Raw genomic sequence first — 12907 nt, 5'->3', positions numbered from 1 at the left:
GCCTGTGAAGTTAGTCACGGCTGCTATGTTATTTCGAACGTTCTGTAGAATATTTCAAACATTGGTCATTGAATCAAGAACTGATTTTGATTTAGTGTTCAGATGAATGAACAATTTTAACAAGCAATCAAAACAGTCCAGTGTGGAGGCAGCATGAGCAATTTGACGCGTTCCGAATGGGAAGCCATGACCAACAGTCTCTCGATCAATGGCAGGGCGTGGATCAATGGTGAGTATACCGATGCCGAGTCCGGGGAAACCTTCGATTGCCAGTCGCCGGTAGACGGGCGTCACCTGGTAAAGGTAGCCAGTTGCGATTCTGTAGACGTTAACAGAGCCGTAGCTGTAGCCCGCACAACGTTTGAATCCGGCGAATGGTCAAGGTTATCTCCTGTCAGGCGCAAAAAGACACTACAGGCTTTTGCTGATCGGATAGAAGAGCATGCTCAGGAGCTGGCACTGCTGGAAACGCTGGATATGGGCAAACCCGTGTCGGAAGCGTTGAATGATATTTTCAGCAGTGTGAACAGTATTCGCTGGTGTGCTGAAGCGATTGATAAACTGTACGACGAAGTAGCGCCCACCGGAGACGATGCACTAGGGCTGGTGACCCGTGAACCCATTGGTGTTGTTGCTGCCGTGGTACCCTGGAATTTCCCGCTGAGTATGGCTTGCTGGAAACTGGGGCCGGCGCTGGCAGCAGGTAACAGTGTGATTCTGAAACCTTCTGAAAAGTCCCCACTGACTGCGATTCGTATTGCTGAACTGGCTGAACAGGCCGGGTTGCCCAAAGGGGGTTTACAGGTGTTGCCGGGCTTCGGTCATAAGGCGGGTAAGGCTCTGGCACAGCATAACGACGTGGACTGCATCGCTTTTACCGGGTCGACGGCTGTTGCCAAACAGTTGCAGGTGTATGCCGGTGAATCCAATATGAAACGGGTCTGGCTGGAAGCGGGTGGTAAAAGTCCACAGATTGTTTTTGCCGACTGTGAAAATCTGGATAAAGCCGCCCGTGTGGCTGCCATGGCCATTGGTTATAACCAGGGAGAGGTTTGTACAGCGGCTTCCCGGTTGCTGGTAGAACGCAGTATTTATGACGACTTTATGGTGTTAGTGAGGCAGCATATGCACGACTGGCATCCGGGCAACCCTCTCGACCCTGAAACCAGTTCGGGTGCCATAGTTGACCAGATTCAGACGACAAAGGTTCTGGAGTATATTGAGGCTGGTCAGCAGGAAGGTGCAAGACTGACCTTTGGTGGCCGACAGGTGATGCAGGAAACCGGTGGTTTTTATATTGAGCCGACCGTGTTTGAGGGGGTTGATAACTCAATGCGCATTGCCCGGGAAGAAATTTTTGGCCCGGTACTTTCTGCCATTGCGTTTGATAGCGAAGAAGAAGCGATTCAGGTTGCCAATGATACGATTTATGGTCTGGCCGCTGCGCTCTGGACAGACAATCTGGGCAGGGCGCACAGAGTAGCCAGACGGCTGCGTTCAGGTACGGTGTTTGTGAATAATTATCATGGTGGGGATATGTCCGTTCCCTTCGGTGGTTTCAAACAGTCTGGTAACGGACGTGATAAATCGTTACATGCCTTTGATAAATACACAGAGCTGAAAACGACCTGGATAGCGTTGTCCTGATACTATGATTGCAAAAGCCGCTCTTCACACTTCCAGTCATGCCTGCTCATACTATGCTGCCAGTGTCAGTCGGGACACGTCTTACCCTCAACTGAAAGGTTCTCAGACAGCAGACGTTTGTATTGTGGGCGGTGGTTTTACCGGTGTTGCAACGGCGCTGGAACTGTCAGCCAAAGGCTACAGCGTGGTGGTACTTGAAGCACGAAAACTTGGCTGGGGAGCCAGTGGACGCAATGGTGGTCAGTTGATCCGGGGGATTGGTGAAGAACCTGAACAGTTCCATAACCAGATAGGGGCGGAAGGGGTCAGGGCGATTCAGCGTATGGGGTTTGAATCGGTACAGCTGGTTCGGGATCGTATTGCTGAACATGAAATTCAATGTGACCTGAAAATGGGCTATATGGATGTTGCTCTGAACCAGAAACATTACCGGCTTTTTCAGGAGGACTATGACCAGCTGAAGGCGCTGGAATACCCTCATCCATTAAAACTGGTGACCACTGAATCCATTCACGACTATGTGGGCAGTGACCGTTATTCCGGTGGGCTGTTTGATGGGGGAAGTGGACACTTACATCCTCTGAATCTTTTGCTGGGCGAAGCCGCTGTTGCTGAGAAACAGGGAACCCGCTTTTTTGAATACTCAGTCGTTACTGATATTCAGAAGGGTCGTCATCCCGTAGTGAAAACCGATCATGGCTCAGTGACCTGTGATTTTCTGGTACTGGCCGGTAACGCCTATCTCGGCGATCTGGAACCCGAGATCAGTGCCAGGGTGCTGCCTGCCGGAAGTTATATTATTGCCACAGAGCCTCTTTCGGAAGAACTGTGTCGTCAGTTAATTCCACAGGACTCAGCAATTTGTGATGCCGCTATTGCCCTGGACTATTATCGCTTATCGGCTGATCGTCGTCTTCTGTTTGGTGGCCGGTGTAACTACTCGGGTCGGGACCCTCAGGATATCACGGCAGCCATGCGTCCGAAGATGCTGAAAGTCTTTCCGCAACTCCAGAATGTTGCGATTGATTTTGAGTGGGGTGGGCATCTGGGAATCGGGGCTAACCGTATGCCCCAGATCGGACGACTAAGTTCTTCTGTTTATTTTGCCCAGGCTTATGCCGGTCATGGCGTTAATGCAACCCATATGGCAGGGCATGTTCTGGCAGAGGTGATCAGTGGGCAGGCTGAACGTTTTGATGTCTTTGCCGGTATCCGGCACCGGCACTTCCCCGGTGGCAAGCATTTCCGGTCCGAACTGTTAGCGTTGGGAATGCTCTGGTACCGGATGAAGGAGTTTTTCTGAAAGAAGCGGGAGAGGTGAGTGCAACAATCGTTGCACTCACTGTAATGATCAGGGTTTTACATCCCTGCACCTGCACTGATCATGACATCGTAAAAGAAGATACGTCCCAGCAGTTCAGCAGAAACGACCATAACCAGTGATGTGGTAGCAACCGCCATGTTTTGGTTAGAGCCACGCATTGCTGAAACAGCCCAGACCAGTACACCAGCAACCAACAGGGCAACCCGGGTGATCAGCAGATTCAGGTGATAGTCAGACACCATAAACACATTCGCTGAAAGAGACAGTTGACCCAGCCAGAACAGGTAACCGGCGTAGCCTGCCATCGCAACGGTCAGCAGAATACAACCCGTTGTTGCCAGAGCTTTGTCGGCAGCTGCCTGAACACTGCCCAGAGTGCCGGACTCCAGACGCAGCAGGACCGAAGCCCCCACCGGGCCAGCGATTGCAGCGGTCATCAGAAACTGGAAGGTGGTCCAGCCAGAATCCCAGGTAGGTACTGTTGGCAGTGTGTAAACACTGGCAATCGCCCTGATCAGTACAACGCCCAGAATCATTGCAACGACCAGCACCCATTTCTGCAAGGGTCGGGCAATGTTAAACAGGCGCATGGCGGTGAAAGCCACGCCAGTACCACCAAACAGTGTCAGGGCCATTATTTCCAGACTCAGTGGCGAGCCATGCCCGACGCCGATCAGAACATTGAACATTCGTAATGGCTGAGCCAGGTGGGTCATGGAGGCTAAAGCGGCAATCCCCAGAACCCCCCAGACCGCAATAAATGACTTGTTTAGTGTTCTGGCATCCGGTTTTGCCAGCAGCTCAAACAGCCCCAGAGCGATAAAAATACCAACGGCGACCTGCGCCAGTACGGTGAAAAATACCAGAGATAACTGATCCATGATTAAATTCTCCCGCACGTTCATAATCCGTCCGGAAGTGTCGCCGGATGGGCGTGCATTTTTAGAGGTACGAATGACCAGATTAGGCCGGGTCAGGGACGCTTCCGGTAGTGGCGCAATATCTGCCCTGTCGCCGTAACGGGCGCGCAGTTCTTCAACCGGTCCGAACTCAATGGCGCGCAGAGGGCAGGAGTCCACGCAAATGGGCTTTTCACCTTGTTCAACTCTGGCAAAGCAGCCATCACACTTGGTCATGACTTTTTTCTTCGGGTCAAACTGTGGAGCCCCGTAAGGGCAGGCCATTTCGCAGTAACGACACCCAACGCAGACATCGCCGTTTACGGCGACCAGGCCATCCTGTTCCCGTTTGTGCATGGCTCCGGTGGGGCAGGCCTTGGCACAGGCAGGCTCTGAGCAGTGGTTACAGCTGATGGAGACATAGTGAGCAAAAACATTCTGCTCCCAGGTGCCGTCTTCATTCTGAAGCCAGCGACCACCGCCGTATTCATAAACCCGACGCCAGTTCACACCAATATCAAGGTCGTTATCGTCTTTACACGACAATTGACAGGTTTTGCACCCGGTACAGCGGGCAGTATCAATATAAAATCCGTATTGAGTCATGGTCTACTGATCCCTTATACCCTGGCAATTTCGACAAGGTTGCTATGCTGTGGGTTTGCTTTTGCCAGTGGCGACGGGCGTTGTGTTGTCAGTGTATTAATGCAGGCACCGTGATCGACTCCCTTGCGATCCGGTTTGTACCAGGCACCCTGACCCATGGCGATCACACCGGGCAGAATACGTTCGGTCACTCTGGCTGGAATACGCAGTTCACCCCGGTCATTCCAGACTTTCAGCATGTCACCGTCTTTAATGCCACGTTTTTCAGCGTCGATGGGGTTAACCCACAGTTCCTGTCGACAGGCGTCGTCAACCAGCGCGACGTTGCCATACGTTGAATGGACACGGGACTTGTAATGGAAACCAAACAGCTGCAGCGGGAATTTACTGGTCAGCTCTGATTCATGGCCTTCCCAGGAAGGAGCGTACTCTGGTAGTGGTGTAATGATATCGTCTTCATTGAGGGTCCAGGTGGCTGCTATATCGGCAAGGCGTTCCGAGTAAATTTCAATTTTCCCTGATGGTGTACCCAGAGGGCTGGCTTCCGGGTCTTTACGGAAGCTTTCGTAAGCAATATTAGGCTTGCCCGGATTCTTCTGTTTAACAATGCCCATCTGGCGGAATGCATCAAACTCCGGAAGGTCTGGATTATTTTGCTGAGCCTGCGCATAGATATGGCGCAGCCAGGCTTCCTGATCACGCCCTTCGGTAAAGGCTTCTTCCACCCCCAGACGTTTTGCGACCTCTGAACACATGTCGTATACAGAACGGCATTCGAACAGTGGCGAAACAGCGGTGTCGGTGAAAATGACGTAGCCCATGTTGCCTGAGCTGCCAGCAGGCGAAAAGTCAGGCTGTTCAGCCGCAGTAAGGTCTGGCAGAAGAATGTCGGCGTAACGCGCACTGGACGTCATGTGGTTTTCGATCACGACAATCATTTCGCACTGACTGTCATCCTGAAGAATGTCGTGGGTACGGTTAATGTCCGAATGCTGGTTGATGATGCAGTTACCGGCGTAGTTCCAGATAAACTTGATGGGCTGATTCAGCTTTTCCGCACCACGAATACCGTCGGTTTTGTCCGTCATTTCATGGTAGCGGGTAATGGCGTCGGTCCACAGGAACATCGGAATGGAGGTCGAAACCGGGTTGGTCAGTGTCGGGAAGGCTGCGAACGGCATCGCGTAGGACGATTCCCGTGCGCCTGTACCACCACCGGAAATGCCTACATTACCGGTCATCACCGCCAGCATGGCGATGGAACGAGCCGCCTGTTCACCATTGGCGGTACGCTGCAAACCCCAGCCCTGCTGTATGTTACAGGGTTTGGTCAGCGCGATTTCACGGGCAATACGGATGATGGTTCTGGCTGGAACCGAGGTAATTCGTGCAGCCCATTCCGGCGTCTTTTCAATGCCGTCCGCTCCCTGACCGAGAATATAGGATTTCCACGAAGAACCTTTCGGTGCGCCGGCGGGCAGACTGTCTTCGTCATAACCTACGGTATAACGGGTCAGGAAGTCGGTATCCACCAGGTTTTCCCTGATCATCACCCAGGCCATGCCTGCGACCAGAGCTGCATCGGTGCCCGGACGAATAGGTACCCATTCGTCATTGTCGCTTAATGTGCTGTCGGTTTTGCGGGGATCAAAGGTGATCATGCGCATGTTGCCACGCTCTTTGGCTTCGGCCATCTGATAGACAACACCGGCACCACTCATGCGGGTTTCTGCCGGATTGTTACCAAAGTTGATGATCAGCTTTGAGTTCACCAGGTCAGAACTGCAGTTGTTCATGTTGGAGCCATAGACGTATGGCATACCGATAGCGATCTGGGCGGTACTGTAAGTACCGTAGTGATTCAGGTAACCGCCCCAGCAGTTCATCAGCCGGGCAATCGGGCTGGAACCCGGAGGCCATGATTTGGAGATCGTTCCACCCAGAGTACCTGTCGCATAATTGATATAAATGGCTTCATTGCCATAGTCTTTTCTGATGCGTTTCAGGTTATCGGCAATGGTGTCAAACGCTTCTTCCCAGCTGATGCGTTCAAAGTGACCTTCGCCGCGTTGACCGACGCGCTTCATCGGGTATTTCAGACGATCAGGGTTGTATACCCGCTGACGAAAAGAGCGCCCGCGCAGACAGGCACGTACCTGATGATGGCCATATTCATCATTACCGGTATTGTCGGTATGGGTGGCAATAATCTGATCGTCCTGAACCTGGTGCCTTAATGCACAGCGGGAACCGCAGTTAACCGTACAGGCTGACCACACAGACTTGATTTCAGGGGTTTTTCCGGACGGTTTGCTACTAGCAATGGATTTGAGAGGCAACGCTGAGCCTGCTGTAAAGGCGGCCCCACTCAGCGCCGCCCCCCACTTTGCAAAGCTCCGGCGACTTAACGGGGTTTTATTCAGCCAGTTTTTCATTCGACAGTTACAAACTATTTAATGTATTAATCATGCTAAGGGGGTCGGATGATAGATGGTCTGTTGCAGCTCTGGTTATGATTCATATCAAGACAGGTCGATATTTACCCAGATATAGATAAGTATTGTTACTTTGTCGTATATATTTCCTGAACTGTTGATATTTAAGGTTAACGGGTGTGCATTTCCACTTAACTGTGACAATAAAGCGAAATTTTACGGGTATTATCAGAAATTTAAATGTACTTATTTACCTAATAGTTAATATATTTGATATTGATCAAAATTTGATAGATTCGATTTGCGTATAGTCGGCGCTCCCTCATTTATAGTTATTATATTAAATAGTTATGCTGGTAGCGCAAATTGTAATGGGGATAACATTATTATTAATGATATCCGGCCGTACCCCTCTTTATCTGACCGCTATTGTCGGTTCTTTTATCACAGCCATGATCGCTGGCTTCCCGATGACCGGTGGTGAAGGCCCCTCCGTCACATCACTGATCAACGGTGGTCTGAACCCGGTTATCGCCGATATGGCGGGTGTACTGATGTTCATTGGCGTTATGGAACGTGTTGGCTTCCTGGACGTGATCATCCGCAACATCATTAAAGTCGGTCGTCGTCTGGGTGGTGGTGCCGGTGTTGCTACGGCGGGTGGTATTGCTGCTGGTTTCATCGGTATGCTGACCGGTTTCACCCAGCCAGCCATTACCGCTGTACTGACCGGTGCCGCCAGCTCCAAGCTTGGTGTGAACCCTTCCAAGTCTGCCGGTGTACACGCTCATGCGGGTCATCTGGGTAACTTTGGTGGCTTCACTCATCCGACTCAGGTGGCAGTGGTTGCGATTACCGGCATCGGCTTCGGTATGATCAACGTTTACGGTGTGCTGATTTCCCTGGCTATCTTTGCCTTCAGCTTCATGCGTCTGCGTAAGGAAACCGCGAAAAACGGCCCTATGACTGATGAAGAAGTGAATGCTATCGCCAAAGAGTTTGAAAGCAGCGAACACAACTACGCCTTCTGGAAAACCATGATGCCTTTCCTGGTGCTGATGGTTGGCTTCGTACTGGGTTACCCGATCTTTGTCGTTGGTGTCCTGAGTAGTATCGTTACTATGGTTCTGAGCGCTACATGCTTCTCCAAGGCTGAACAGTTCATGCTGAACGGCGTGGGTCGTATTGCGACACCACTGGTGGCTACCATTGGCTTCCTGTTTATGTCTTCCGTGATCAACAACATCGGTATGGCAGACTCTATCGCTAACCTGTTCCGCCCAATGCTGACGGTAGCGCCTCTGCAGAGCATGCTGATTGTTGCGGGTATTGCGTCGTTTATCACCCAGTCTAACGGTGCTTCCGCTGCCATCTCCATTCCATTCCTGCAGGCGGTGATGACCGCAGTTCCGGAAGCAAGCCCGCTGGGTCTGGCTGTTATGGCTGCTGGTGGCGGCGCAGTGATGCAGTACTACCTGACCGGTGGTCCGGTAGCGGCTCTGGCAACGGTTATTCCTGTGATCAAGGGTTCCGAGCTGAAAGAAGCGAACCTGTTCCAGCGTCCTGCCATGCTGTTTGGTATGGTTCTGCTGCTGGCGGTCTCTTTCTTCTTCTGATGAACTGAGACAATCCGAGTGTTGGAAAAGCCTCCCTGCAAGTCTGTTGGTGGGGAGGCTTTTTTTTAAAGCTATAGCTTCCCCAGTCCCGAATCCTTCTCATAAAGCAACGCTTCTGCTTCATCGACACCACCGACGATCTGAATGTACCGGGTGATACCGCAGAGTCTGAACAGTGAGGCAATGGCAGAAGACACGTTGCACAGGGTCAGACTGTGAAACCGTGCCAGCTGGGTTCTGGCGTTCATCAGCACACGCAGCCCTTCTGAACTGATGCTGGACAGGTGTGAACAGTCCAGGACCAGATGGCGGTTTCCTTCAAAAGTGGCCGATTCCAGCGCCCGGTCAAGCATCTGAGCCGAGCTGGCGTCAACCTTGCCTTCAATCTCTACCAGTGTGTAGTTGTAGTGGTCTTCCAGATTAATGGATAGTGCCATGATTTACTCCTTCCATGGGGCTTGTCCTTTACTGGTGTCAATCCTACAGAGTGCATTGAGAAGCTTGCATAACCAGACTGTTAGTCAGGCTGACAGAGTGAATTCCTTTCGGTGGGGTCATACGGACTGTTTAGGGCCAGGTCATTATTTCCTGAGGCATTGAGGCTGTACTTTCTGATTAAAGTTACTGAACACAGTACTGCTATTTGAGGAGCTATCAAAAAAATGTGACGGAATATTCATAATAAGATGTTTCGTATTTTATAGTGGAAAAAGTTTCATTCGCTCGCTCATCGCTTTTTAGAATATTGGCTAGACTGTTTTCGTCATGTTATGAATTTTCATTTTATATCAGGTAGTTAACGGTGAAGGTTTTCAAGTTAATCTTGCAGCAGGCTCTGGTTCTGCTACTGGCGACCACAGCTCTGAATTTACAGGCTGGAGATGAATTTAAGTTTATTAACAACGAAACCAATGCAGAAACCAAGGTAAAAACGGAAACGGTTAGAGACGGAGACCGCCACAATCTCGTTGTAAACTCAGAAACCACTCTGCCCGACGGGAGTCGTTTGGAGCGTGATCCACACACGATACAATTAGACTCTGACGGGACAAGAGGGGAGTTAAATATTCAGGGTACAGCCACTGACGATACCACTGCCGGAGGGCAGAGCGATCAGATTATAGAGTTTTCAGTTATGAACAATGACTTGCTGAGGAGGCAGTCTGAAACGGGCCAGCCGGAACCAGGCCTTGTATTGCTGCCGTTTGGTGAATATGACGATGGCGATGTCAGAAGCAAGGGATTGTTAAGCGATATGACAGTGACTCGGGGCGAGACTGAAAATGCTTTCATTGCTGAGGGATATCTGAATCTGGATCCTGGCGAAGGGCAAAATGGCCCGGTTACTGTCCATATCAAAATCGATGTTGCATACAACCCGGACAACAATCAGCTTGAAAGGTTTGAATTTGAATGCACAGGGAAAGATAACAATACCGCTGTGAACGTCAGTGGTTCGCTAATCAGAGACAGACAGGATGCCAGCAGTAACCAGAATGTTGGAGCCGACACGCAGAATGAGCAAAGCGGACCAGGTTCAGAAGACGAGAAACAGACGCAGGAGAATCAAGAGGTAACAGGTTCAGAAGATGAGAAACCGGATGATCAGCAGGCCGCAGCAGATTCAGGCTCAGACCCAAGTGATCATGCAAAGGTGTCTCATGACGACATATCTGCACCATCGAAATCAGAACCCGCTGATGATGAGGGTATCAGACCTGAAGATTCTGAACTCGTGACAGGTGCAGGCGAAACTCCACCAGAACCTGCCGATGAGGAGGGTGTCAGATCTGAAGATTCTGAACTCGTGACAGGTGCAGGCGAAACTCCGCCAGAACCTGCCGATGAGGAGGGTGTCAGATCTGAAGATTCTGAACTCGTGACAGGTGCAGGCGAAACTCCACCAGAACCTGCCGATGAGGAGGGTGTCAGATCTGAAGATTCTGAACTCGTGACAGGTGCGGGCGAAACACCATCAGAACCTGCCGAAGAAGGGGATGCCAAACCTGAAGATTCTGAACCCGTTACAGATACAGGTGAAACACCATCAGAACCTGCCGAAGAAGGGGATGCTAAACCTGAAGATTCTGAACCCGTGACGGGTGCAGACGAAACACCATCAGAACCCGCCGATGAGGGTGACTCTTTACAGATTCGTGTTCCGGCGACCGATCAGTCTCTGGTGGCCAATTTACCTGACTCGTCTCCAGGTGATGAATTTGAAGGTCGCATTGGCGGAGCAAGAACTCTTGTAACAGGCAGTGTCGGTCTGGGTGGCGTTGGAGCTGGGGGAGAAGGTGAAGACAGTACCGAGAAAAATAGTCCTGAAAACCAATAAACAACGATTGGCTCAGGTTTGGTGAATGCTGGGAATCCCGGGCGAAACGATAAAAAAATCGGAGGGGTCAGAAGCCTGACTCCTCCGGAAAAAAATTTTAACCTGCGCTATAGAAAGTCGCAGCGCCAGGTCCTACTGGCATATCGAGGCCAAATACCCACAGGAAGAACAGCAGGCTCCAGCCAATCAGGAAGAACAGGGAGTAAGGCAGCATCACAGAGACCAATGTACCAATACCCAGGTCTTTCTTGTAACGGGTAGCGAATGAAACGATCAGGCCAAAGTAGCTCATCATTGGTGTAATGATGTTCGTTACTGAGTCACCAATACGGTAAGCGGCCTGAATCACTTCCGGCGCATAGCCTACCAGCATCAGCATTGGCACAAAGATAGGCGCTGTCACAGCCCATTGTGCAGAGGCAGAGCCGATCATCAGGTTAACGAAACCACACATCAGGATGAAGAACAGGAACAGCAACGGACCGGTCAGGCCAATGCTCTGCAGGAATTCTGCACCCAGTACGGCAAAGATGGTGCCGAAGTTGGTCATGCTGAAGTAAGCCACAAACTGCGCCGCAAAGAACACCAGCACGATGTACATGCCCATGGTGCTCATACTCTTGGACATACAGTCAATTACGTCACGGTCATTCCTGATGGTGCCGACCACTTTACCGTACACAATGCCGGGTACTGCAAAGAACACCAGAATCATGGCGACGATACCGCGCAGGAAAGGAGAGCCTGCAATCGCACCGGTTTCCGGATGACGCAGAATGCCGGATTCAGGCACAACGGTCATTGCGATCAGGGCAGTCAGGATCACCAGCGACACACCTGCCAGCTTCAGGCCGCGCTTTTCAACAGCGCTGACTTCTTCCATCTTCTCTTCAGACAGGTCAATGCTGGCGTCGTTGCTGTTGTACTCGCCCAGTTGAGGTTCAACAATTCGGGTAGTGACCCAGGAACCGACGAAGGTGATCATAAAGGTACTCAGCATCATGAAGTACCAGTTCACTTCCGGGCCAACAGCATAGGTCGGATCGATAATCTGTGCAGCCGCTTCAGTGATACCCGACAGCAGCGGGTCAACGGTACCGATCAGCAGGTTGGCGCTGTAACCACCGGAAACACCGGCAAACGCAGCCGCCAGACCGGCAATAGGATGACGGCCCAGAGAATGAAAGATCATGGCCGCCAGTGGGATCAGAACCACATAGCCCAGCTCTGCAGCGGTGTTAGAAATAACACCGGCAAACACCACAATCATGGTAACGGTGTGGCGGGAGGCTTTCATCACCAGCGAGCGTACGGCGGCACTCAGCAGGCCTGAGTGTTCCGCAATGCCCACACCCAGCAGCGCCACCAGAACCGTACCGAGAGGCGCAAAGCCAGTGAAGTTGCGAACCAGGTTGCTGACAATCATACGCAGACCGTCGGCACTGAGCAGGTTGACCACTTCAATAATACCGCCGGCGGCACGACCGGGTGCGCCTTCGGGGCGGGGGTCAACCACGCTCAGCCCTGCCCAGGAGGCAAGGCCACTGAGTACTACGATGCCGACCGCAAACAGGGCAAACAGGGTAATCGGGTGAGGTAACAGGTTACCAAGCCACTCAACGGCGGCCAGAAAACGGGAAAAGGCGCTGCGCTTATTATTTGTATTATTAGCATTGCCTGTTGGTAGTACTTCGGAATCGTACGACATTATCCACTCCAACAGTTTTTGTTCATTGTGATACCCGCCAGCAAAACTCCCTTTGAGCGTTCCCTCTGGCAGGTGTACGACTGTTATCGATTATTGATAACAGTGTACCGTCAGGTTCATGGATAGAACCTGATCGTCTCTATGGCCGGGCAATAACACCCCGACAAAAATCATGCCGGACTGACATACGATAAATGTCGTCCAGCAAAAATGAGCGGGTATCATAGCGTAAAGCGAAACAATGATGCAATTTTCGCTACATTTGACGGGTTTTTGTGCGGTTATCGAATTTTTGCACCTGCGAATTATCGGTTTGTTGTGTGTTTTTTCGGTG

General features: G+C 51.3%; 8 protein-coding genes. 4 read left to right on the top strand and 4 right to left on the bottom strand.

Annotated elements, in window-relative coordinates:
* Positions 1-153: 153 nt before the first annotated feature.
* Positions 154-1647, top strand: coding sequence for an aldehyde dehydrogenase (locus V5J35_RS05080; protein WP_354010220.1), 1494 nt, complete (start codon positions 154-156; stop codon positions 1645-1647).
* Positions 1648-1651: 4 nt separating this feature from the next.
* Positions 1652-2950: an NAD(P)/FAD-dependent oxidoreductase gene (locus V5J35_RS05075; protein ID WP_354010219.1), complete on the top strand. Its 1299-nt coding sequence runs from the start codon at positions 1652-1654 to the stop codon at positions 2948-2950.
* Positions 2951-3006: 56 nt separating this feature from the next.
* Here V5J35_RS05075 and V5J35_RS24330 read toward each other — a convergent pair whose 3' ends face one another.
* Together V5J35_RS24330 and V5J35_RS05065 are read right to left on the bottom strand one after the other, a co-directional pair.
* Complete coding sequence (locus tag V5J35_RS24330; RefSeq protein ID WP_354016283.1) at positions 3007-4476, bottom strand: DMSO/selenate family reductase complex B subunit; 1470 nt, start codon at positions 4474-4476, stop codon at positions 3007-3009.
* Positions 4477-4490: 14 nt separating this feature from the next.
* Positions 4491-6911, bottom strand: coding sequence for a DMSO/selenate family reductase complex A subunit (locus V5J35_RS05065; RefSeq protein WP_354010216.1), 2421 nt, complete (start codon positions 6909-6911; stop codon positions 4491-4493).
* Positions 6912-7282: 371 nt separating this feature from the next.
* Between V5J35_RS05065 and V5J35_RS05060 the strand changes: the two genes are divergently transcribed.
* Entirely contained in the window at positions 7283-8527 is a 1245-nt protein-coding gene (locus V5J35_RS05060; RefSeq protein WP_354010215.1) for a hypothetical protein, read from the top strand.
* Between the two features lie 71 nt (positions 8528-8598).
* Here the strand turns inward: V5J35_RS05060 and V5J35_RS05055 are convergent, their stop codons facing one another.
* The gene (locus V5J35_RS05055) at positions 8599-8964 is read right to left on the bottom strand and encodes an STAS domain-containing protein (RefSeq protein WP_354010214.1); all 366 of its coding nucleotides are present in this window, start codon (positions 8962-8964) and stop codon (positions 8599-8601) included.
* A 365-nt stretch (positions 8965-9329) separates the two neighbouring features.
* Here V5J35_RS05055 and V5J35_RS05050 point away from each other — a divergent pair, with 365 nt between their 5' ends.
* The gene (locus V5J35_RS05050) at positions 9330-10865 is read left to right on the top strand and encodes a hypothetical protein (protein WP_354010213.1); all 1536 of its coding nucleotides are present in this window, start codon (positions 9330-9332) and stop codon (positions 10863-10865) included.
* A gap of 97 nt (positions 10866-10962) precedes the next feature.
* Here V5J35_RS05050 and V5J35_RS05045 read toward each other — a convergent pair whose 3' ends face one another.
* Positions 10963-12573, bottom strand: a complete 1611-nt coding sequence (locus V5J35_RS05045) for an AbgT family transporter (protein ID WP_354010212.1) — start codon at positions 12571-12573, stop codon at positions 10963-10965.
* Positions 12574-12907 lie beyond the last annotated feature (334 nt).

This window comes from Endozoicomonas sp. NE40, assembly GCF_040549045.1.
Lineage (GTDB): Bacteria > Pseudomonadota > Gammaproteobacteria > Pseudomonadales > Endozoicomonadaceae > Endozoicomonas_A > Endozoicomonas_A lisbonensis.
Note: the sequence above shows the minus strand (reverse complement) of the source record. Positions and strands in the feature narration are given on the sequence as shown.

What these genes read in the sequence shown, in the direction of transcription:
- V5J35_RS05080 (WP_354010220.1), top strand. Translation starts at nt 154, where the DNA reads ATGAGCAATTTGACGCGTTCCGAATGGGAAGCCATGACCAACAGTCTC.
- V5J35_RS05075 (WP_354010219.1), top strand. Translation starts at nt 1,652, where the DNA reads ATGATTGCAAAAGCCGCTCTTCACACTTCCAGTCATGCCTGCTCATAC.
- V5J35_RS24330 (WP_354016283.1), bottom strand. Translation starts at nt 4,476, where the DNA reads ATGACTCAATACGGATTTTATATTGATACTGCCCGCTGTACCGGGTGC.
- V5J35_RS05065 (WP_354010216.1), bottom strand. Translation starts at nt 6,911, where the DNA reads ATGAAAAACTGGCTGAATAAAACCCCGTTAAGTCGCCGGAGCTTTGCA.
- V5J35_RS05060 (WP_354010215.1), top strand. Translation starts at nt 7,283, where the DNA reads ATGGGGATAACATTATTATTAATGATATCCGGCCGTACCCCTCTTTAT.
- V5J35_RS05055 (WP_354010214.1), bottom strand. Translation starts at nt 8,964, where the DNA reads ATGGCACTATCCATTAATCTGGAAGACCACTACAACTACACACTGGTA.
- V5J35_RS05045 (WP_354010212.1), bottom strand. Translation starts at nt 12,573, where the DNA reads ATGTCGTACGATTCCGAAGTACTACCAACAGGCAATGCTAATAATACA.